The 22288-nt window shown below is 36.7% G+C and carries 21 protein-coding genes and 1 other annotated feature; of the genes, 4 read left to right on the plus strand and 17 right to left on the minus strand.

Going from position 1 to position 22288, the window contains the following annotated elements:
- Nucleotides 1-15: 15 nt before the first annotated feature.
- The 4 genes from DRZ96_RS03095 to DRZ96_RS03110 all read right to left on the minus strand — a co-directional run bounded on the left by DRZ96_RS03095 (nt 16) and on the right by DRZ96_RS03110 (nt 3995).
- Complete coding sequence (locus DRZ96_RS03095; protein ID WP_112889542.1) at nt 16-1068, minus strand: enoyl-CoA hydratase/isomerase family protein; 1053 nt, start codon at nt 1066-1068, stop codon at nt 16-18.
- A gap of 97 nt (nt 1069-1165) precedes the next feature.
- Nucleotides 1166-2158, minus strand: a complete 993-nt coding sequence (locus DRZ96_RS03100) for a helix-turn-helix domain-containing protein (protein ID WP_112889543.1) — start codon at nt 2156-2158, stop codon at nt 1166-1168.
- 219 nt (nt 2159-2377) lie between these two features.
- A complete protein-coding gene (locus DRZ96_RS03105; protein ID WP_112889544.1) occupies nt 2378-3004 on the minus strand; it encodes a cytidylate kinase-like family protein in 627 nt (208 codons plus the stop codon).
- A 73-nt stretch (nt 3005-3077) separates the two neighbouring features.
- Nucleotides 3078-3995, minus strand: coding sequence for a DMT family transporter (locus tag DRZ96_RS03110; RefSeq protein WP_112889545.1), 918 nt, complete (start codon nt 3993-3995; stop codon nt 3078-3080).
- 177 nt (nt 3996-4172) lie between these two features.
- Between DRZ96_RS03110 and DRZ96_RS03115 the strand changes: the two genes are divergently transcribed.
- The gene (locus tag DRZ96_RS03115) at nt 4173-5600 is read left to right on the plus strand and encodes a leucyl aminopeptidase (protein ID WP_112889546.1); all 1428 of its coding nucleotides are present in this window, start codon (nt 4173-4175) and stop codon (nt 5598-5600) included.
- A gap of 232 nt (nt 5601-5832) precedes the next feature.
- Nucleotides 5833-6435, plus strand: a complete 603-nt coding sequence (locus tag DRZ96_RS03120; protein ID WP_112889547.1) for a CPBP family intramembrane glutamic endopeptidase — start codon at nt 5833-5835, stop codon at nt 6433-6435.
- A gap of 132 nt (nt 6436-6567) precedes the next feature.
- Here DRZ96_RS03120 and DRZ96_RS03125 read toward each other — a convergent pair whose 3' ends face one another.
- The 4 genes from DRZ96_RS03125 to DRZ96_RS11620 all read right to left on the minus strand — a co-directional run bounded on the left by DRZ96_RS03125 (nt 6568) and on the right by DRZ96_RS11620 (nt 9498).
- Nucleotides 6568-8571: a sodium-translocating pyrophosphatase gene (locus DRZ96_RS03125; RefSeq protein ID WP_112889548.1), complete on the minus strand. Its 2004-nt coding sequence runs from the start codon at nt 8569-8571 to the stop codon at nt 6568-6570.
- Nucleotides 8572-8593: 22 nt separating this feature from the next.
- Nucleotides 8594-8818: a preprotein translocase subunit SecG gene (locus DRZ96_RS03130; RefSeq protein ID WP_070699960.1), complete on the minus strand. Its 225-nt coding sequence runs from the start codon at nt 8816-8818 to the stop codon at nt 8594-8596.
- Nucleotides 8819-8908: 90 nt separating this feature from the next.
- The gene (locus DRZ96_RS11615; RefSeq protein ID WP_236587221.1) at nt 8909-9187 is read right to left on the minus strand and encodes a hypothetical protein; all 279 of its coding nucleotides are present in this window, start codon (nt 9185-9187) and stop codon (nt 8909-8911) included.
- The gene (locus DRZ96_RS11620) at nt 9145-9498 is read right to left on the minus strand and encodes an HDIG domain-containing metalloprotein (protein ID WP_236587222.1); all 354 of its coding nucleotides are present in this window, start codon (nt 9496-9498) and stop codon (nt 9145-9147) included. Before DRZ96_RS11620 ends, DRZ96_RS11615 begins: the two co-directional genes overlap by 43 nt.
- A 106-nt stretch (nt 9499-9604) precedes the next feature.
- Here DRZ96_RS11620 and gap point away from each other — a divergent pair, with 106 nt between their 5' ends.
- Both gap and DRZ96_RS03145 read left to right on the plus strand, forming a co-directional pair.
- The gene (gene gap / locus DRZ96_RS03140; RefSeq protein WP_070699962.1) at nt 9605-10624 is read left to right on the plus strand and encodes a type I glyceraldehyde-3-phosphate dehydrogenase; all 1020 of its coding nucleotides are present in this window, start codon (nt 9605-9607) and stop codon (nt 10622-10624) included.
- A 120-nt stretch (nt 10625-10744) separates the two neighbouring features.
- Nucleotides 10745-11602 (plus strand): PPK2 family polyphosphate kinase, encoded by an 858-nt coding sequence (locus DRZ96_RS03145; RefSeq protein WP_112889549.1) that lies wholly within the window; start codon nt 10745-10747, stop codon nt 11600-11602.
- A gap of 75 nt (nt 11603-11677) precedes the next feature.
- Here the strand turns inward: DRZ96_RS03145 and DRZ96_RS03150 are convergent, their stop codons facing one another.
- The 9 genes from DRZ96_RS03150 to ilvA form a co-directional block, all read right to left on the minus strand.
- On the minus strand, nt 11678-13474 hold the full coding sequence (locus DRZ96_RS03150; RefSeq protein ID WP_112890568.1) for a homoserine O-acetyltransferase/O-succinyltransferase family protein: 1797 nt from the start codon (nt 13472-13474) through the stop codon (nt 11678-11680).
- Between the two features lie 62 nt (nt 13475-13536).
- Nucleotides 13537-13768 (minus strand) — a binding site (T-box leader).
- Between the two features lie 481 nt (nt 13769-14249).
- Nucleotides 14250-15797, minus strand: coding sequence for a citrate lyase subunit alpha (gene citF / locus DRZ96_RS03155; RefSeq protein WP_112889550.1), 1548 nt, complete (start codon nt 15795-15797; stop codon nt 14250-14252).
- Nucleotides 15787-16686 carry a citrate (pro-3S)-lyase subunit beta gene (citE, locus tag DRZ96_RS03160; RefSeq protein WP_112889551.1) on the minus strand — a complete coding sequence of 300 codons (900 nt, stop codon included), beginning with the start codon at nt 16684-16686 and terminating at the stop codon, nt 15787-15789. The genes citF and citE overlap by 11 nt, the downstream gene beginning before the upstream one ends.
- Before the next feature lie 4 nt (nt 16687-16690).
- Entirely contained in the window at nt 16691-16972 is a 282-nt protein-coding gene (citD, locus tag DRZ96_RS03165; protein ID WP_112889552.1) for a citrate lyase acyl carrier protein, read from the minus strand.
- 16 nt (nt 16973-16988) lie between these two features.
- Nucleotides 16989-18278 (minus strand): 2-hydroxycarboxylate transporter family protein, encoded by a 1290-nt coding sequence (locus DRZ96_RS03170; protein WP_112889553.1) that lies wholly within the window; start codon nt 18276-18278, stop codon nt 16989-16991.
- Nucleotides 18279-18538: 260 nt separating this feature from the next.
- The gene (gene citX, locus DRZ96_RS03175; protein ID WP_112889554.1) at nt 18539-19075 is read right to left on the minus strand and encodes a citrate lyase holo-[acyl-carrier protein] synthase; all 537 of its coding nucleotides are present in this window, start codon (nt 19073-19075) and stop codon (nt 18539-18541) included.
- The gene (gene citC / locus DRZ96_RS03180; RefSeq protein ID WP_112889555.1) at nt 19062-20054 is read right to left on the minus strand and encodes a [citrate (pro-3S)-lyase] ligase; all 993 of its coding nucleotides are present in this window, start codon (nt 20052-20054) and stop codon (nt 19062-19064) included. The genes citX and citC overlap by 14 nt, the downstream gene beginning before the upstream one ends.
- Nucleotides 20047-20871 (minus strand): triphosphoribosyl-dephospho-CoA synthase, encoded by an 825-nt coding sequence (locus DRZ96_RS03185; RefSeq protein ID WP_112889556.1) that lies wholly within the window; start codon nt 20869-20871, stop codon nt 20047-20049. Before DRZ96_RS03185 ends, citC begins: the two co-directional genes overlap by 8 nt.
- Nucleotides 20872-21079: 208 nt before the next feature.
- Nucleotides 21080-22288, minus strand: a complete 1209-nt coding sequence (gene ilvA / locus DRZ96_RS03190; protein ID WP_112889557.1) for a threonine ammonia-lyase — start codon at nt 22286-22288, stop codon at nt 21080-21082.

Here is a 22288-nt window from a genome sequence, read left to right on the forward strand (position 1 = left end):
TGCCCTTCCTTTATTTTAAACACCTAATAATTTTTTTATATCCTCGTCTTTCACATCTTCCAAGTTCTTATATTTCCAATCTGGCTCATTGTCCTTGTCTATCATCTTGGACCTTATGCCTTCTTCCATTTCGCCAATCTCTAATGAGTATCTCAAAATTTTTAGGTCTAGGTCCACCATTTCTGAGTAGGTCAAGTTCTTGCCCACAAAATATTTTTTAAACTGTACGGCCAGGCTAAATTGAGATTTGCCTTCCAAGTCTTTTAAAATATATCTTGCAAAGTCATCATCTTGATTTTCTTCTAGAAACTTATAAATTTCTTCCAAGCTATCCTTAGAGAAATATTTTTCTATCTTGTCCTTATTCTTCTCAACAAAAGTTTCGTGACCTTCTTTTTTATATTTTTCTGCTTCTTCTCTTAACTTGTCAATTAATCCTTGACCAGAATATTTTTCTGATAAGTCCAAAAACTTTTCTCTTATCTTTTCATAATCTTTTGAATCAATATAGACGTGGGCTAGTCCATGTTTTATCAAGTCAGGAGATTCTAAGACTCCACCACAAAGTCCTACATATTGGCCAAGGGCTTGGGGTAAGCTAGAGATATATTTACCTACGCCTACATCAGGTACAAAGCCTAGGTCAGTTTCGGGCATGGCCCACTTTACAGTCTCGTCACAAAGGATAAGATCAGAGTTTATGCTGATGCCAACCCCACCACCCATGACTATCCCCTTCCAATAGGACACTATAGGTTTTTTGTAAGCTTCAACATACTTATCTAGTTCAAATTCCTCAACGAATAGTTGGTCCTTGTCATGGCAATCATCATCCATTATGAAGTCCTCATAGAGGTGGACCAAGTCTCCACCAGAGCAAAATCCCTTGTCTGACTTGCTATCAAGAAGAACTGCTCTTATATTATCGTCATCTTCCCACTTCTCAAGTATCCTCTTTATATCTCTTACCATCTCTAAATTAAGAGCATTTATTTTCTCAGGTCTGTTAAAATAAATTACTCCAACATTTTTTATAACTTTCTCAATTATTAAATCATCTTTTTTCATTTTATCACCATCTCTTTAATCCTATTTAACTTGTACCCAATTAATAATTAAAGAATTGGTGATTCTAAAGAAAAGAAAATTTTCCAGTCTATCTTTCTTAATCTTTTGTCTTGGACTCAAAAATAGATTTTAAGATTAGATAATAAATTGGAAAAGATACGCCTGCAACAGGCCAAATAATCCAAGACCTATCCCAATTGTTTGTCAAAAAAGAATAGGCTACATAGATTGCAGTAACAGCAATCCAATAAATTCCACAATAAGGGTCTATTCTCCTCTTTAATTTTTTATTTTTTCTTCTAAAGTCTCCCTCTTCCAATATTGCATTAATAGAGTTCATATAAAGATTTGTTTTAACCAAAAGATTCACCCCAATAGCTATAAGAAGGAGCATAATAACCACTGAAATAATCATGGTCATGTCTTCCACTGAGACAATCATTCCAACAAAAATTGGAATAACTGACGCCACCAGGAGCAAAACTCCGAGTGTATTACTTCTCACATAGTAATCGTGGAAGCTTTCTCCTCTTTCCCTTGCCATTCCATCAACACCGTAAGCTGTATCTATGTCTTCATTTTCTATAAATTCATATTTTTTTAATTTCATAGACTCCCTTATAAATATTCCAACAGCAGCAATTATAAATAAGATTAAAACTGTAAGAGAGATTCCATCTACTACATTTTCTGGAGCTAATATGAGTTTACTTTCATAAGCTTGTGAAGAAAGCAATAAAAATATAGGCGAGATTATGCAAAGAGAAACTCCAAGTGCAATATTTTTGCCAGATATTTCTTTTAAGTCTAGATACTCATTTGCTTCTTCCATGCTAACTTTTATAAGCTTTTTGTCTTCCTCGAAGTCTTCATCCAAAAATTCAAGTTCTTCAATTTCATCTTTAAGCAAATAATCTGTTGTAACTCCAAAAATTCTACTTAACTTTAAAACTTTTTCCATGTCAGGTACTGCTTGGGCACTTTCATACTTTGAAATAGATTGTCTGCTTACACCAAGTTTTTCTGCAAGTTCTTCTTGAGACCAAGCATTTTTCTTCCTAAGATTCATAATTTTATCTCCTAAAATCATAATTCTACCTCCTTTTCTATTTGAATTTTATATATTTTTAAAGTAGCAATCTATAAATTTATCTTTGCAATTTGTAAACCCACAGTTGCAATCTCGCTAAAATCCTATTTTTATATATTTTACAAACCCCTATTAAAAGATTTGTATGTTTTTTATAAAGACCATGTAAATTTTTCATGATTTTAGACAATAAAAAAATCCCGACAATTGTCAGGATTCTTATTTTTTATTTTGTGAAATTTCTACAATTTGGTCTGCTATGCTTTCGAAATCAAAGGATGATGAGTTGATCAAGATGTCGTAGTTGGCAGGTTCTCCCCAAACTCTTCCAGTGTTTCTGGAGTAGTGGTTGGCACGTCTGTTGTTCTCACGTGTCATCTTTAATTCAAGCTTGTCCTTCTTGATCTTGTAGGTATTTAGAATTCTCTCTTCTTTAAAGTCTTTTGACGCGTATATAAAAATTGACAGTTTTGGGAAGTCTTCTAAGACAAAGTCACCACACTTGCCAAAGATAACTGCCTTTTTCTTTTTTGCAATCTCCCTAATTGTCCTTGAGTCCAGGAGGAAGGCTGCGTCATTTGTTGCTATGTCTTCTTGGGAGTAGGAATAATTTTGCCTATAAAGATCATAAATTGTCCCCTGCAAGAAGGAGTCGTCCTTCTTTATCTCTTCTGGCTTAACCTTTTTCTCAAGACTCATAAGCTCTATTAATTTTTCATCATAAAATTCGTATTTTAATTTATCGGCAACCTTCTTGGCAATTTCATTTGCCCCAGAGCCGTATTCTCCGTCTATAGTTATTAATTTCTTTCCAGGCTTTTGGAAAATTTTATTAAATAGTGACATATCTTCACCTCCCTATAATTATATCTTAGTAATGTGAAAGTTTTTTTATTCTATTTAAAATTCTTGTGAAATTTTATCCTCTCTTTAGCTTTCTCTTTAATTTTTTCTCAAGATAAGCTTCTATTGGGACTTGGGCAAGTAGGGTTGCCACAAAAATTATTATAGCCCCAAAGATTTCTCTCTCAGTCATTTCTTGTGACAAAATCATCCAACCAAAGAGGGCACCAAAAACTGATTCAAGGGAACAGATCATTGACGCTACTACTGGGTCTAGGTCCTTTAGGGCCATAAGTTGGATAGTAAAGCCAACTCCAGAAGAAAGAATTCCCACATAGAGGATAGTCACATAGGATTTTAAAATCCCATCCATGCTTATATCTTCGAGGACCAGGGCTCCCACAAGAGAGATTATTCCACAAACTGCAAATTGAACCAAGGAAAGTAAAACCGCATTGGTGTCTCTTGAATACTTTGTCATGAGTAAGATGTGAATGGCAAAGATAAGAGCCGATAGGATCACAACTAAATCTCCCTTATTTATGTTAAATCCACCCTTAATGGACAAGAGGTAGGTTCCCACCATGGCAAGGAAGATGCAAAGAATAACCTTTATACTTGGCCTTCTCCCAAAAAGCAGTCCTATTAATGGAATAAAAACTATGTATAGGGCTGTCAAAAAGCTTGCCTTGGCAGCTGTTGTATAAATAAGAGAAACTTGTTGAAGGTTGATGGCTATAGTAAAGACCAGGCCACAAATTGTCCCTCCCACAAGAGTCCTCTTCATATCAAACTTCTCTTCTCTATATGCCTTAGACTTTATCATAAAAAATTTATAGGTTAGGTATAAAAATACTACTGCTACAAAACACCTTGCAGCTGTAAAAGAAAGGGGCCCTAAGTGCTCCATGCCTGCTGCTTGTGCCACAAAGGCAAGTCCCCAAATTATTGCTGTTGCAAATAACATTATTGATGCTTTTACTTCTTTTCTCATTTTTACACCACCCAAAAAACACCAATTCAAAACTAAAGTCTAAATTGATGTTAAAGTTCTATAATTTAATATTATCACAATTTATCTAAGAAAAATAGTAATGCAATGCTTCTTAACTTATTTTTTTAAATTAGACCTTTTTACAATCTCATGTATAATTAGAGTAAGAGGTGAATTATGATAAAATTTAATTTGTATAAAGAAGGAGGACTAAAGGTCCACTTCGTAAAAAAAGATGGGAAACTTCCTAGTGAAATTAAGGAATATCTTGAAAAGAAAAAGTTCGCTTTTAAGTTTAAGGAAAGTTTATACCTTCCAAGCTTTGAAGAAGAATCAGAAATTTTTATGGGACTAGGCGATGATGAGCTTGACCTAGAAGATGTGAGAAATCTTTTCTTTGAACTTGGAAATATTTTAAGAGAAAACCAAGAGCACGAAGTTGAAATAAAAATGCCAGACCTTGGTATGTGCAACAAAAAAACTATTATGGCAGCTTATGAAGGACTTCGCCAAAGTGAATATGAATTCACAAAGAAAACTAGTGTAAAAGAAAAGAAGTCCGACTTTGAAATCACTGTCAACTACACTGCCTTCAAGGGACCTGAAGAAAAATTGAGACAAGGTCTTGATAAGATAGAAAACATTATGGATGGAGTCTTCCTTGCAAGAGACCTTGTGAACGAAAGAGCAAATGTAATTTATCCAGAAACTCTTGCCAATATTACAAAGGAAAAATTAGAAGAAGCTGGCGTTAAGGTTACAGTTTATGAAGAAGATGAAATCGAAAAAATTGGCATGAAGGCCTTTTTAAGAGTTGCAGCTGGTGCAGCAAACCGTCCAAGACTTATTGTAATGGAATACAATAATGCCGACACAGAAAAAGTTGCCCTTGTTGGTAAGGGACTAACTTACGATTCAGGTGGCTACAACATCAAGTCTCCATCTGGCATGAACTACATGCACTGCGATATGGGTGGAGCTGGCACAGTTATTGGAACAATGTATGCCCTTGCAAAGAACAAGGCAAAGACAAATGTTGTTGGTGTAGTTGCAGCTTGTGAAAATATGATTTCAGGTCATGCTTACAAGTCTGGCGACGTAATTGACTCCATGAAGGGACTTACAATTGAAGTTGCAAATACAGATGCTGAGGGAAGAATTACCCTTGCCGATGCAGTTCACTATGCAACAAATGACCTTGGAGCAGAAAAAATTATTGACCTTGCAACACTTACTGGTGCAGTTACAATTGCCCTTGGAGAAGTTTACACAGGTGCAGTTACAAATAACGAAGACTTCTACAATGAAGTCCTTGAAGCAGGAAAATTATCTGGAGAAAAAATCTGGGCCTTCCCTTATGACGAAGACTACAAGAAATTAAACAAGTCAGAAGTTGCTGACATCAAGAACACTTCTGGTAGACATGCAGGCACTGTTACAGCAGGACTTTTCGTTGGTGAGTTCGTAAAAGAAAATACTCCATGGGTTCACCTAGACATAGCAGCAACTGGATACAGGGACAAGAAGGCAGGCTATCTTCCAAAGAATGCAACAGGTATTCACGTTAAGACTTTAAACAATCTATTAGACCCAACAGATTGCTAAAATTTTTATATCACAACCACTGGCTGAGTTCACAGGCTGGTGGTTTTTTTGTAAGAAACTTTTATAAAAATTTTACAAAAATTTTAAAAGAAGCTAGAAAAAATAATATTTTCTTGTGCTATACTAAAAAAATATTAAGTAACCTTTAAAGTTTTCATACTTTAAGCATTAGTTAGTTTCTTAGATTTTATGTCTAAGTGGTTACAAATATTATTTTAATTGGAAGTGCAAAATGACCTTAGCAATAAATAAAATCATCAACAGTTTACTAGAAATTATATTATTTTCTCTCCTTCCCTTTCTTTTCTGGTACTTTTCAGCAAGAAAACAAGAAAGGTTTCCAGATTGGATAGGACTGAAAAAAATAAAGGGAGCTAAGAAGACAGCTCTTGCAATTATTCTTGTAACAGTTTTTTATTTGGCAATAAGTTTAGTTTTTCTAAAAGGCTTAAATAACATTGAAAGCGCAACTTCAGAATTCCAAGGACTTGGCTTTGCTGCCCTTCCTGCAATTTTTATTTATGCAGTCTTTAATACGTCTTTTCCTGAAGAAATCTTATTCAGAGGCTTTATCTTAAAAAGACTTGCCAATAAGCTAGGATTTACTAAGGCAAATTTTATACAAGGACTACTATTTGGTCTCTTGCATGGAGTAATGTTCTTTCCTCTTGTCGGGAATTTAAAAACTATTTTAATTATTTTATTAACAAGCCTTGCAGCCTTTGCTATGGGTTACGTCAATGAAGAAATTTCAGGTGGATCAATTATTCCCAGCTGGATTATACATGCAATTTCTAATTTTATTGCAGGCATCTATCTTGCCTTTTACATTTAAAAATACTAAAAAATTATTATGAATATATCTTAAATAAAAAACCCTGCCAGATAAATTCTGACAGAGTCCATAAAAGTTAATATAGTTTGCAATAAAAAATCTGCTAGAGATTTCTCTCTAACAGATTTTTTTTTATAGGAATAGTCCGCCGTATGCAACAAATAGTGGTGCGAATACAAGGGATACAACAGTTATAAGTTTAATTAGAATATTAAGAGAAGGTCCTGATGTATCTTTGAATGGGTCACCAACTGTGTCTCCAGTTACAGCTGCCTTGTGAGCTTCTGAACCTTTACCACCGTGTGCTCCACCTTCGATGTATTTTTTAGCGTTGTCCCAAGCTCCACCAGCGTTTGACATAAAGATTGCCATTAATACACCAGTTACAAGAGCTCCTGCTTGAAGACCACCTAGGGCTTCTGTGCCAAGTAGTAGACCTACAAGGATTGGAACAATTACAGCGATTAGTCCTGGCACGATCATTTGCTTAAGAGCAGCACCTGTTGAGATGTCAACACATCTTGCATAGTCAGGAGTAGCCTTACCTTCCATGATTCCAGGAATTTCTTTAAATTGTCTTCTTACTTCGTCGATCATTTCTGATGCTGCGTTACCAACTGCTGACATAGTAAGTGCAGAGAAGGCAAATGGAAGCATACCACCAACGAAAGTTGCAGCAATAACTTCTGGCTTAGAAATGTCAATTCCTGTTAGGCCAGTAGCGTTAATATAAGAAACGAAAAGTGCAAGGGCAGTAAGTGCTGCTGATCCAATTGCAAATCCCTTTCCTATAGCTGCTGTTGTATTACCAACAGAGTCAAGTGAGTCTGTAATATCACGAACGTCTTCTGGTAGTTCACACATTTCTGCAATACCACCAGCGTTGTCTGCGATTGGTCCATAAGCGTCTACGGCAATTGTCATACCAGTTGTTGAAAGCATACCAACAGCTGCAAGAGAAATTCCGTAAAGTCCTACGATTGGGTCAGCGTTTCCGCCAGCTCCAATGTAAGCTGCAATAATACCAATAGCGATAACAATGATTGGTCCAACTGTTGACATCATACCAACAGAAAGTCCAGCAATAATATTTGTTGAAGAACCAGTTTCTGATTCTGCTCCAATTCTCTTAACTGGTGCATAATCTTCAGCTGTGTAATATTCTGTAAATTTAGAAATTATTAGACCAACTGCAATACCAATGATTACTGGTGCAAATGGTGCAAAACTTCCAAAGATGTAGTTTGATAAAAGTGCTGAAGCTATCATTGTAACACCAGCTGCTACATATTCACCTGCGTTAAGAGCTTTTTGTGGGTTCTTGTCTCCCTTAACAAAGAAAGCAGCTACAATTGATGCTAAGATACCAATTGTTGCAACAAGAATACCAAATTTAACACCTTCTTCTCCATAAGCTACAACTCCAAGAGTGATAACTGAAAGAAGTGCTCCAACGTAAGATTCAAATAAGTCAGCTCCCATTCCAGCAACGTCACCAACGTTATCTCCTACGTTATCAGCGATAACTGCAGGGTTTCTTGGGTCGTCTTCTGGGATACCAGCTTCAACTTTACCTACAAGGTCAGCTCCAACGTCTGCAGCCTTAGTGTAGATACCGCCACCAACTCTTGCGAAAAGTGCAATAGATGATGCTCCAAGTGAAAATCCTGTAATAATTTCAGTTTGTCCACCTGTTATGAAATATGCGCCAGTAATACCAATAATTCCTAGACCAACAACGCACATTCCCATTACAACTCCACCTGAAAAGGCAACGTCAAGGGCTTTACCTAGGCCACCCTTCCATGCTGCGTTTGTTGTTCTAACGTTTGCTCTTGTAGCAACCTTCATACCAACATAACCAGCAGCTACTGAAAAGATAGCTCCTACTACGAAACAAATAGCAGTTGGAATTGATCTAAGTCCTACTGCCAAGATAATTGCAAGTACAATTACAAATACAACAAGAGCCTTATATTCTCTTGTTAAAAATGCCATAGCTCCTTCTGAAATGTAAGAAGAAATTTCTTTCATTCTTTCATTTCCGGCATCTTGTTTTGACACGAAACTTGCCTTAAATGCAGCAAATAATAGTGCCAAAACGCCGACTATAGGAGCTAGATATAACATATCCATTCTAATCCTCCTTAAATTTTAATTAAATTGCAGCTAAAATAATAAGTGCAAGTGCAAAAACGATGCTTGAACCAATAACAATTCTGTTTTGGATATCTTTTTTACTAGAACCCTTGTGAGATCCCCACATGCTAGTTTCTTCGCCTTGAAGAGTTCCTAGACCAGCTTGTTCTGATTCCATTTGTGCAACTACACTTATTACAATTATGCTCGCAATAATAATTATAATAGATAATAAAGTTTGCAAACTTATACCTCCCTTAAATTTCTATAACATATAAATTCTAACACAGCAAGGCTTGCTAATCAACGAATTTATAGGATATTTTGGCATTTTTTAATAGCTTATTTCCCTTTTTAAGGCTTCTTCAATAATATTTTCCATCTCCTGCATGGCAAGAAGAGTTTTTTCTATTAGCTCATCAAGTTCCCAACCCAGCTTTTCTGCTCCTCTTTTTATTACATCACGAGAGCAGCCTTCTGCGAACTTCTTGTCTTTAAATTTTTTCTTCACGCTCTTTAAGTTCATATCCTTGGTGCTCTTTGATGGTCTCATAAGAGATGCTGCATAAATTAAACCTGTAAGTTCATCAGTTGCAAATAATATCTTCTCCATGAAGAGTTCTGTTCGACATCAGAACATATCCCAGACCCGTGGGCCATAATGGCATGGATGAGTTCATCGCTTCCACCTGCTTCTCTTAAGATTTCTGGCGTATTCTTTAGGTGTTCTTCAGGATATCTTTCATAGTCCACATCGTGGAGTAGTCCTGCCATCTTCCAAAAGTCTACATTGTCCTTGTCATACTCTTCTGCAAAGTATCCCATTACATTTTCAAGTGTAAGGGCATGTCTTATGTGAAATTGTTCCTTGTTGTATTCTTTCAAAAGTTTTAATCCATCTTCTCTACTTAATCCACTCTTCATGTGATCCACTCCTTTTGCCTAATTTTATCACAATAATTTTTGAATTTCACTTTTATCTACTTGTGTTATAATGAAGGTAAGAATGCAATGAACAATGGAGGTTTTTATGAAAAAAAATGTTGGCATAATGGGCTTTGGTAGAATTGGTAGAGATGCTCTAAGGATCTGGGCCCTAAGAGACGATGTTAATTTTGAAGTTACTCACGTAGCTGTTAGAAATTTAGACAAAACTCTAAAAGAAAGAACTCACCTATTTAAATACGACTCAATCTATAGAAAGTTCCCTGGTGAAATTGAATTCACTGACGACGGAATGATTATCAATGGAAAGAAAGTTACTTTCGTTGAATCAAAGACTCCTGACAAGATGAACTGGAAGGACCTCGGTGTTGATGTTGTTATTGATTCATCTGGTGCCTTCAAGGACGAAGAACAAGCAAGAGGTCACCTTGAAAGTGGTGCAAAAAAAGTTGTCTTAACTTCTCCAGGCAAGGGCAACATGCTTACAGTTGTTATGGGAGTTAACGACGACAAGTACGATCCAGAAAAACACGACATTATCTCTAACGCGTCTTGTACAACAAACTGTCTTGCTCCAGTGACTAAGGTTATCTTAGAAAACTTTGGAATCAAGAAGGGACTTATGTCCACTGTTCACGCTTACACTAACGACCAAAACATCCACGACGGTGTTCACAAGAAGGACATGAGACGTGCAAGAATGGGAGCAGAAAATATAATTCCAACTTCAACTGGTGCAGCTAAGGCTGTTGGAAAAGTTATTCCAGAAGTTGACGGAATCTTAACTGGCTTTGCCCTAAGAGTTCCTGTTCCAACTGGATCATTAGTTGACGTAACTTTTGAACTTGAAAAAGAAGCTACAGTTGAAGAAATCAACGCAGCTATCAAGAAGGCTTCTGAAAATGAATTAAAGGGTATCCTTGCTTACTCAGAAGACGAACTTGTTTCTTCTGACATTATTGGCGACGAACACTCTTCTATTTTCGACTCACTTCTTACAACTGTTAACGGAAAAATGGTTAAACTTGTTTCATGGTATGACAACGAATGGGGTTACACTGAAAGAGTTATTGACCTAACAGAAAAAATTGTTGAATCTCTATAAGATTTTAATTACAAGGCTTGCTTAGGCAGGCCTTTTTTGTTTGCCTAAGTTTTTATTATAAGTTATCATTGTTTTATAAATTAGTAGAAAATATTTTATGGACTTAAATAGGAGGTCTTAATGATTAATAAATATAAAATAAGTGGCAAGAAAATAAAAATAGAAGACTTGGAAGAAAAAATTGTAAGTAAAGAAAAAGATGATGAAATAAAAAGGGAACTTTATGAAGATCTTGTCCCAAGATTAAGAGGGCTTCACGAAAAACTTTTTGCAGAATCAAAACAGGGAATCCTTGTTGTCCTCCAAGCAATTGACGCTGCAGGTAAGGACGAGATAATAAAATATATTTTTTCCAACCTTGAACCCCAAGGCCTAAAGAACACATCCTACGGCAAGCCAACTGACGAAGAAAATGCCCACGACTATCTTTGGAGGATGGCTAAGGGCCTTCCTAAGAGGGGCGAAGTTGCAATCCTAAACCGTTCCTACTACGAAGATATTATTTCGCCAAAAATTTATGACACTCTAGGTCATCTTCCAGATGAAATTAAAAACGACGAAAATCTTTGGGAAAAGAGATACAAGCACATCAACAACTTTGAGGAATACCTTGTTGAAAATGGCTTTAAGGTCGTGAAATTTTTCTTCAATGTTTCCAAAGATGAGCAGAGAAAGAGACTTCTTGAGAGAATCGAAGACCCAAAGAAGAATGCCGACTTCTCCTTTTCCGACTTAGATGACAGGGACAATTGGGACAAGTACCAAGTTGCCTTTGAAGAAATGTTAAACAATACTTCAACAGAAACTGCCCCATGGTATGTACTTCCAGCAGACAATCCTTGGCTTGCAAGAAAAATTGCAACTCTTGCCCTTATTGAAACAATGGAAGAAATAAATCCAAAGTACCCGACTTTCACAGGCGAAGACAAGAAAAAGGCAGAAGAAATTGCTGACAAGTTAAGAAATAAAGAAATTTAATTTTTTAACTTTCAAAATTCACAATATAATAGAAGAAAAAATTAAGACCAAGGTGTGCAAGCCTTGGTCTTTTTTTTAATCCTTTATAATTGTTCCATGATTTTCTGGATCATTGGTGTTTAAAATTTTTATAGTTATATTTTTCTTGGCAACGGGATTTATGGCATCCTCTTGATAAACTTGGGCTCCCTCTCCAATAATTTCCTTTAATTCTGTGTAGGAAAGCTTGTCAATAGTCTTGGCATCTGGGTCACTATTGGGGTCAGATGTCATGATTCCATTTACATCAGTCCAGTTCTCATAAACCTTGGAGTCAAGGGCATAAGCGATGAGGCTGCCTGTGTAGTCGCTGCCTCCCCTTGTGAAAGTAACAATGTTTCCCTTCTCGTCGCTCCCATAAAAACCTGGGACAACTGCCTTTTTGTTTTCTCCAATGTGGTTTTGGATGGCCCTCTTGGACTTTTCTATATCAACTTGTCCCCTATCATCAAAGATGATTAGGTCCTTGGCATCAATAAAATCGTAATTCAGATATCTTGCAAGGAGCTTGGCATTAAGGTATTCGCCCCTGGACACAATAAAGTCCTTGTCCCTGGACTCCTTTATCTCATCAAAAACAAACTTCAATTCATCATCCCAAAAATCTTCAAGACTTAGGTCTTGGGCTATGGATAAAAACCTATTTTTAATTTTTTCAACTTGCTTGTCACGACTTAAGTTCTGAACTTCTAATTCTTCCTCAAGAGATTTTATGATTTCTTTCACTTCTTCAATCCTCAAGTTTTTGTCAGAAAGAGAAATCAATTCGTCGGTGATTTTTGTGTCCTTCTTAAATCTTCTTCCCGGTGCAGAAACCACAATCACGTCCCTGTCTTCCTTGGAGAAGATAATTTTCTTCACCTTGGCAAATTGTCCTGCGTCCTTTAGGGAGCTTCCGCCAAATTTTGAAACTGACTTTCCCTCAATACTATCAATGGCAAAGGGAGTTTCTTGGTAGACGCAGTAGTTGAGCCAGTTGGAGAAGAAGAGGTTGCCCGCAGACCTCCACCTAATTTTTATATCCTTCTTAGGGTCGTTGTCTTCATAATAATTTATTGGCGGAGCAATCTTCTTGCCTTGAGATAGGTCTCTGATGTATTCATTGTGGAGGGTGTTCTTGTCATATTCCCAGTGGCCAAAGTTAAAGACAAACCTGTTGTCCTTACTTGTCACAAGAGAAACTCCAGTGTCGGGCCTTGCTGCAAGGACTTCTAAATCTGAAAAGCCTTCAAAGTCTTCAAGGTCAACATAAGTGTGCCTTGATGTTGGGACCAAGAAACTGTCATCAAAGCCCTTGACGATCTTATTGTCCCTTAGCTTGTCAAATTCAAAAACCCCAAAGATTTTTTCGTCGCTAAGCTTGTGCTCAATCTTGTAGTAGTGATAGAGGGCAGCTTGGGCAGACCAGCATATAAACATTGTTGAATAGACATTTTTCTTGGCAAATTCGAAAATCGTCTTTAGCTCATCCCAATATTTTATCTTTTCATAGGCTAGGGTCTCAATAGGGGCCCCAGTAATTATCATGGCGTCGTACTTATTGTTTTTTATATCGTCATAAGTCTTGTAAAAGGACTTCAGCCTCTTGGCATCGGAGTTGTTTGGATTGTAGGACTCCATCCTCACAAGGTCGATGTTAATTTGCAAGGCAGTGTTTGAAAGCATCCTCAAGAGTTGAAGTTCAGTTTCTTCCTTCTTGGGCATCAAGTTTACAATGGCAATGCTAAGGGGTCTTATGTCCTGCTTAATGGCAAAGGAATCCCTCATTGTAAAAATATTTTCTCTTTGCAAAACTTCTTCAACAATTAAATCTCTAGGTATTATTAATGGCATTTTTATTCTCCTCTTTTTTATTTGTACTTGAGGAAGGAAGACAATAAAAAAAGCTTCCATCCCTAAAGGACGAAAGCTATTTCGTGTTACCACCTTAATTCTCTTCCAACTCGCGATGGAAGACTCTTCAAGTACTATCATACTCTATCGCTGTAACGGGCGCGCCCGTGCCTACCTAAATATCGATAGACCCTCAAGAAGGACCATGTTCTCCCAATCTTCCTCTACTTCTCTCACCAAACGAAGCTCTCTTTAATCAGTCAAGAAGGATACTCTTCCTCTTATTGAGTTATTTTTCATTATAATAGCACCAATATTCATTAATGTCAATTGCAAAAACCTTGTGGAATTTTTAATTTTTGCCAACTTGTAAATTCTTATAACTTGATAAATTTTTAGCACTTCATAATTATCTCTAACTCTCTTATTTTTTATGACTTAATAAATTTCTATCACTTAATATATTTTTAGCACTTCATAAATTTCTATCATCTAACATCTTTTTGTGACTTCATAAGTTCTTACCACTTTAAAGTTTGTTATCACTTCATACGTATTTATCACTTCATAAGATTTTATCTTTTCATAAATTCCTTTCATTTTTCCATTTGTTATCACTTGGCAAGTTTTTATAGCTTCATAATTTCTTCTCAAGTCGTAAAATCTTATCACTTTATAATTTTTTGAAACTTATAAATATTTACAAGTTCCAAATTTTCTGCAAAAAAAGAGAGGCTCTTGCCTCCCTTTTATGAGTATGGTTATATTTTAATTTTTAAGCTTCCTTCTTAATTACATCGATTATAGAACCGTCTCTGTATTCTACAACTGCAACTACTTCGTCAGAGAATTCAACTTCTTCAGGTTTACCTGTAAGTTTTTCTGCCATTTCTTGTAGTTCCTTGATGTCCTTAAGTTCAATTCCAGCTTTTTCGAATTTTTCGATTAAGTCTTTTCTCTTTGGATTTACAGCAATACCGTAGTCAGTACAGATTACATCAACAGCTTCGCCTGGAGTACAAACTGTTGTAACCTTGTCTTTGACAATTGGATTTCTTGATCTTACAAGTGGTGCTAGTATAAGTGACATTTCTGCACCTGGTGCTGTATCTTGGTGACCACCAACTGCTTGGTTGATAACTCCGTCTGATCTTGTCATTACGTTTACGTTGAAGTCAGTGTCAACTTCAAGGGCTCCAAGTAATACAAAGTCTAGAGTGTTAACTGCAGGTGTTGGGTTGTTAGGGTTTGCGTATGAAGATGCAGTTTGTTCAAAGTGTTTTGTGTTTTCACGGATTGATCTTACTGCGTCAAGGTCAAAGGATTGTGTATCATAGATACCGTCAATTAAACCTTCTTCAAGCATTGTCACCATATATCCAGTGATTCCACCAAGGGCCATTGATGCCTTGATGTTATCCTTCTTCATTTCTTCACGAAGAAGTTTTGCAACTGCAAGAGTTGAACCTGCTGCTCCAGTTTGGAATCTAAAGCCGTCCTTGTAAAGTCCAGAAGCCTTGATCGCCTTAACTGCGTTGTTAGCAATTAGTAAGTCACGTGGGTTGTCGTTGAATCTAATTGATCCAGAAACAATTCCCTTTGGATCTCCAATTGCGTCAACTTCTACAACATAGTCAACATACATCATGCCAATTGAAGCAGGAATATTTGGGAATGGTACAAGGTTGTCTGTAATTGCAACTACACAGTCAGCGTACTGTGCGTCAACAATTGCATAGCCAAGTGATCCACAAGCTGCCTTTCCTTCTCTACCATTTATGTTTCCATATTCGTCACATGCTGGTGCTGCTAAAAAGGCAACGTCAATGTGAAGCTCTCCATCTTCAATTGCTCTTGCACGTCCACCGTGAGAACGGATAATGCAAGGTTTTTTAAGGATACCTTGTGAAATTTTTTCTCCAAGTTCTCCTCTTAGTCCAGATGATTGAATTCCAGTGATTACACCTTGTTCAATTAATGGGATTAACTTGTCGTGACATGGTGAAAGTGATGATGGAGCAAGAGTTAGATCCTTGATTCCCATATCAGCAATAACTTGCATTACCATGTTTACAACATAGTCACCATTTCTTAGGTGGTGGTGGAAGGAAATTGTCATTCCGTCCTTAAGTCCACTCTTCTTAACAGCTTCTTCAATAGAACCTAGAAGTTTTTTCTCGTCCCTATTTCCGTATCTAATTTTTGGAGAAGCCTTTCTTTCAGTTCTAAGATATTTGCCTTCGCCTTTGAAAGGAACAAGTTCGCCAATGCCTTCAAGGGATTCAGGGATATCTCTTCCTACTGCATTTTTATTATAGTTCATCAATATCCTCCTTCTTTAGCACTCCACTTGCAACTGCAAGGTCTAGAACTCTTTGTGCACCAGCTATAACTGGATAGTCAACCATCTTGCCGTCAACTGTAATAACTCCAGATCCCTTTCTTTCAGCTTCCTTAGAACCTGCAATAATACGAAGTGACTTCGTAATATCTTTTTCAGTTGGTGTGTAAACTTCATTTACAACTGCAATTTGTTTAGGGTGGATAACAGATTTTCCGTCAAATCCTAGGTCCTTAATAAATTGAACTTCTTCCCTAAAAGCATCCATATCATCAAGGTTTGTGTTAACTGTATCGAAGCAAGCAATGCCTGCGTTTCTTGCAGCTAAAACAATTTGACTTCTTGCTGCGAAAAGTTCCCAACCATGAGTTGACCTTTGAGTCTTTAGGTTAGTAACATAGTCAGCTGCTCCAAGTGCAATACCCATCATTCTTGGTGATGCCTTTGCAATATCAACTGCGTTAATAACTCCAGTTGGAGATTCAATAGCTGCCATCATTAGAGTTCTTCCTTGGCATCCCATTTCTTCTTCAACTTCTGTTATGATTTCATCTACATCAATAACATCTTGTGCAGTTTCTGACTTTGGTAGTCTAATTACATCTACCCCAGCCTTAACAACTGCCTTAATATCTTCACGTCCATAAGGTGTATCAAGGGCGTTAATTCTTACAACAACTTCAGTATCTCCGTAGTCTAAAGTTTTTAGTGCATTGTAAACTAAAAATCTTGCCGCGTCTTTTTGATTTATGCTCGTAGCATCTTCAAGGTCGATCATAATTGAATCAGGACCATAGATGTGAGCATCAGTGATGTTTGCAGGGTTGTTACCTGGAAGAAACATCATTGTTCTTCTTAATCTCTCTTTCAAAATATCAGCTCCAATTATATTCTGTGCTTTCAGCTGCTCTAAAACATGCTGCTGCTACTCTTGCTTTAATTGTGTAGTCCAAGGCACCCTTGTCTACTGCAGTAACTTTTGCATTCTCTACATCTAATTCTTTTAAAGTTTCTCTTATAACTTTTTCAATTTGTTTACCAAATTGTTTCTTTACTGAACTTTCCAGTTCAATAGATATGCCTTCTCCATCGTCAACAGTGATTAAAATATCATTTGACTCAAGAGTTCCGGCCATGGCTTCTTTTTTTAGTTTCAAAAAAATCCCTCCTAGTCTACATGAGCGTTCCAAAGAGTATTGATCCTATAACAAGTATTATTCCTCCACCAAGTCTTGATGAAAGTTGTGCATAAGAAATTAAATCCATTCTGTCAGCTGCTCCAAGAACTGCTAAGTCACCAGATCCACCTCTGTTAGCCATACATAGGCCTGCTGTAACAGCAGAGTCAACAAAGAAGAATCCTACAAGGTGTCCAACAGCACCTGAACCAATAACAGCACCAACAACAATTAGGAATGACATAACAACATTACCAAAAGTAATGGCATCTCTAAGTTCAATTAAGTCAGTTTCAACACCAACACCAACCATGATTAAGATTACAATGTTTTTTGTGAAGAAAGATTGAACTTCCTTTGCAGCTTGTCTAAGTGATCCTGGAACAAGTCCAAGTCCATTAGCAAGAGCAACAATGATAATCATAAAAGCAAATGGGTGAATTGGCACTGAAGGAACAAGTGGATCCCAAATCTTATCAGCTACAAGTCTACCTAATTGATAGAAAGTAAGACCCATTAAAATTGCTCCAGCGTAATCCTTTAATTGTGTTGTAAACTTTTCTTCATTTTGTTCAATTTCAGGAGCAGATCTCATAAGAGTTTTCTTATCTCCTGTAAGTCCTGGTTTACTGCTTCCAAGTTTATTTAAAATACCACCAGCAATAATAGCAAAGATATTAGCAATTGTAAGAATTGAAATAGCAAAGCCATAGTAGTTTGCAGCAGAATCTCCTGTAACTCTTTCATAAATTTGACTTAGAGGAACAGCACCTGCACCGTTACCTCCACCCATTACAGGAAGAACGTATTTTAAAACAGTGTTAGCTGGAGAAACTCCAAAGAAAAGTCCACCAATAATACCAAGAATGGCAGCACCTAAAACTCCACCAAGGATTGCTGGGATATATCCTGCAAAAGACTTGATCATTAGGTCTCTATTTAGTCCAAGAAGTGAACCAGAGATAAGCATAATGATAAAGAAGTTTAGTAGTCCCATTGGTTTTGAGTTAACAGATGAAATAAGTTCTGCATATTCTTCTGGGATAACATTTAGATAAACTAAAACCGCTGTACCCAAGAAGGCAAGAACAAGTCCACCACCAACATAAGTGTTCCAAATTGGAATTCTCTCACCAATTTCATATAAAATAATACCTATTGCGAACATCAGAGCAACTCCGCCCGCTAAATCTTTAGACAAAACTCCCAAGTAAGTCGCTATAAAAATAATTATTGATAAAACCAATAACATTGGAAGATTAAGTCCAAAATATTTTTTCTTCATAGAAAAAACCTCCTTTTTACTTATAATACCCTAGAAAGGGTTTCCTATTCAAGATATTAAAGGCCTAATACTGGCGATCTTAAGCAAATATAAAATTGTTAGTATAACAAATTTAATTTGTAGTTAGTCTAAGTCCTAACTAATTAATTTGGTGAAAACAGGGATTTTTCATCATTTTCTTAATAGTTTATTACAAAAAAAATAAGAGATCTATTGATAAAGATCTCTTATTAAAAATTTGTAAATATCTTATTATCTTCCTAAAACTTATGTACCTGGTCTAAGTCCTCTATAATAATCTCTCTTACCTTATCTTCAAGTTCTTCTTGCTTATGTCTTTCTTCCTTTATACAGGTCCTCGCTGTGTCTCCACAAATTATGCACTTTCTCTCTGGAAGTCCCAAGGATGATCTTGAGATTTGTGAGAAGTCCTTGTCGTAGATGTCAAGGTCTAGGAGCCTTCCTCCAAGGGATTCTTCTTCCATTTCAATCATGAGTTTTTTTATCTCTCTCCCATTCCCCTCAAGGACTCCAATATATTCCATGCCTGTGATTAAATCTTCGTAGTCTTCAAATAATATTTTTATTTTATTTTCTTCCAAAAGTTTTTTTATCTTTTCTATATATTTTTTGTGAAAGTCAACAGCTTCTTTAAAGTTTTTATCTTCGCCTGGAATGTTTAACATAAAGGAAAGAACTGGAGATTCAAACTTTTCTGTCAAAGATTTTATCTTGTAGTATCTTTTTTCTTTTGCCTCAAGCATCCTATTCATGGCAAGTATTTTAGAGTCTATCATTTATTATCCTCTGTCCTTCTTCTGATTTCAGGGCCTTGATTGTGGCTTCTGGCAAAAATTTGTAAGCTTCTTCAAATTTTCTTTCTTTTAAAAGGGCCCTGACCTTTGATGCCGAAATTATTTCACCATCCAAGCTTGTCCTTGGAATTTCTACCACTTCAACCCCATATTCTGGCAAAATTCTTTCCATGGTTTCGTTGTAATTTTTTGTCACAACATCCTTGTCTTCGCTTCCCACAAATCTCTTTTTTATATTTAGGGCCTTGGCAAAGTATCTGCCAAAGATTTTTGTGTCTAGCTCTGAATAGGCTTTTAAAATAGTTTTTTCATCCTTGTAAAAATATGTTGGGAAGGTGTTTTTTGAAATTATATAGTCATTACCTTTATGAACGACCACATCTTCAAAATTTTCCAGCTCTTCCTTTACAATCTTATACCTAAAGTCGTAGGGAAAGGTTGATCCGTCTTCTTCCACCATAAAAATGTTCAAGATGTCAGTTTGTTTTCTTGCTTCATTAATTAAATAGAGATGACCCTTGGTCATGGGGTTGGCATTTATTACAATAGCACCTGACTCTCTCTCATCTTCGATATTTTTCAAGAGTTTATGGAGTTCATCTATTTTGTTGTCTAAGAGAGCAACATCCTCTGTCTCTTCAACTAGGGAAAACCCAAAGTCTGTAAAAATCTTGATGTTTTTTGGTTTTGTAAATATAAAGAGGTGATTGTTGCCAAGTTCATATTGGTGGTCAAGTAGCCTTGTGATTATTGCGTTGGTTATTCCCATGCCTTGGTAGGTCGGGTCAATTGCAAAGCATTTTAGGACCCTGCCTGCACAAGACCCTGTCCCAACAATTTTGTCGCCATCAAAGGCAGCAAGAGTGTAGTCCACATCTCTCTCATACTTTATGTCAAAGTCTTCCAAGAATTTTTCAATATTCTTTTTTTCAAATTTCATAACTTGTCTGTAATCAATCAACGTTAGCCTCCAAGAGATAGAAATACAAGGTGAGGATCAAAAAGTCGGCACAGCCACCTGGACTTAGGTTCCTCCTCTTGTATTCTTCATTTATTTTTTGGATCTCTCTCATCCCATCTTCACTTTCGTACAACTTGTTTTCAAGGACATAGGCTGAAGTTTCTTTTAAAAATTCTAGACCTTCAAGCCCTCCTCTCTTGATTATGTTAGAATCCTCGATAAGTAACATGAAATAAAATAGGGTACCAGTAAGAGCATAGTCAAAGTTTGTTTCTTTCTCAGCTTCCTTTAAAAAGTCCAGTCCCATAAGGGCCTTCTTAAAACCTTCTTCGGCTTCTTCTCTTATCCCCTTTAGGCCATATTTTTTGTAGTTTTTTTCGCCATGAGTCTGGGCCTTATCTATTTTTAATTCATTGCTTATGCCACGATTGAGATAAGCCACCCTATCAATTACCTTTTCAAAAGAAAAATTTTCTCTCCTAATTTCTATTGCAGTAGCGTAAACCATAAGTCCTAGAGAAAAAATAATTCCCTTGTGGGTGTTGACTCCACCTGTTGCTTCTTTCATCTTGTCTTCATAAAGTTTTCCATATTCTCTAAGTTCCAAGAAGTCTTCTCCCTTAGATTTTTCTCCAAGCTCATAGGAAATTTTGAAGTAGTCGTAGAGGACAATTGATGATTTTAAAAAGTCCATGTAGTCCATGTCGTCGTGGGCGCCCACATCTATTAGGCTAACAAGTCCTGGCTTGGGACTCAAAGATACCTCGTAGATGAGAGCATAAGTTGCAAGTCTTGCGATTTTATCTGAATTTAACATAATCCCTCCGCCTTCATTATAATAAATAAAAAAATTTTCATCTACTTTTTATTTTTGTTTAAGGGACTTCATATTTTTGTCGCCTGCCGTTCCAAATTAAATCAAAAAAGAGAGGTCAAGCCTCTCAATTTTTCTTAATTTTTAATTGTTTAATTTCTTTTAAGTTTGATTTTCAAAATTTTATTTTTAATCTTAATTAAAAGTCAAATTAAAATTGGGCGTCGTTGTACCTCGCCTTATATACATAGGAATTTTGGTTTAGGGCTGTTAGGATTTCGTCTTGGTGGTTCTTGTCCTTGGTGTCAATAACAACGCTGACAATCATGGAATCAATTGTGTCGCCAACTAGGTCGATGTTTTGATTGATCTTTACTATGTTGGCTCCTTGCTTTTCAAGAAGTGCTGACATCTTGGATATTTGTCCTGGTTGGTCATCTAATTTTATCTTAAGTTCCATTCTCCTATTAGTCTTGTAAAGTCCCTTTTGAATTACTTTTGAAACTCTTGTGACGTCAATGTTGCCACCAGAAAGAATACAACAAACCTTCTTGCCCCTGTGGTTAAACTTCTTATACATAAGGGCTGCAACTGTGGAAGCTGCTGCTCCTTCTGTTATGATTTTATTGTCCTCAAGAAGGGTTAATATTGCAGAAGAAATCTCTCCTTCAGTTACAAGAACTATGTCATCCACATATTCCTTTACCATTTCATATGTAATTTCTCCTGGAGTTTTGACTGCAATGCCATCGGCAATTGTGGACCCACCTGTCACTGTTAGACGCTTGCCCTCTCTTATTGATTCATACATTGATGGGGCAATCTTTGTTTGAACTCCAATTATTTTTATGTCTGGATTTATGGACTTGGCTGCTAAGGCAACACCAGAGATTAGTCCGCCACCACCTATTGGCACAACTATTATGTCAAGGTCAGGAAGTTCTTCTAGGATTTCTAGTCCAACTGTCCCTTGGCCTGCAATAATTTTTTCATCGTCAAAGGGTGCAATGAAGGTGTAGCCTTCCTCTTCAGATAATTTTTTTGCAAAGGCTGCTGCATCATCAAAGGAATCTTTTACTAGTTCAACTTCAGCCCCATAATTTCTTGTGGCCTTGACCTTAGAAAGAGGTGCGTGATAAGGCATGCAGATAACAGACTTTATCCCCCTCTCACTTGCTGACTTGGCAACACCTTGGGCGTGGTTACCTGCCGAGCAAGCCACAACTCCCCTCTCTGCTTCCTCATCTGATAGGGTTGTAATCTTGTTGTAGGCTCCCCTTAACTTGAAAGAGCCTGTATCTTGGAGAACTTCAACCTTGAGGTAGATGTCTTCTCCAAGGTTTGGTGCGTAAACTACAGGAGTTTCTTTTATGTGACCCTCGAGTCTTTCCTTGGCTTCGTAAACTTCTTTCACGTCCAT

The organism is Peptoniphilus harei (genome assembly GCF_900454685.1).
Classification (GTDB): domain Bacteria; phylum Bacillota; class Clostridia; order Tissierellales; family Peptoniphilaceae; genus Peptoniphilus_A; species Peptoniphilus_A harei.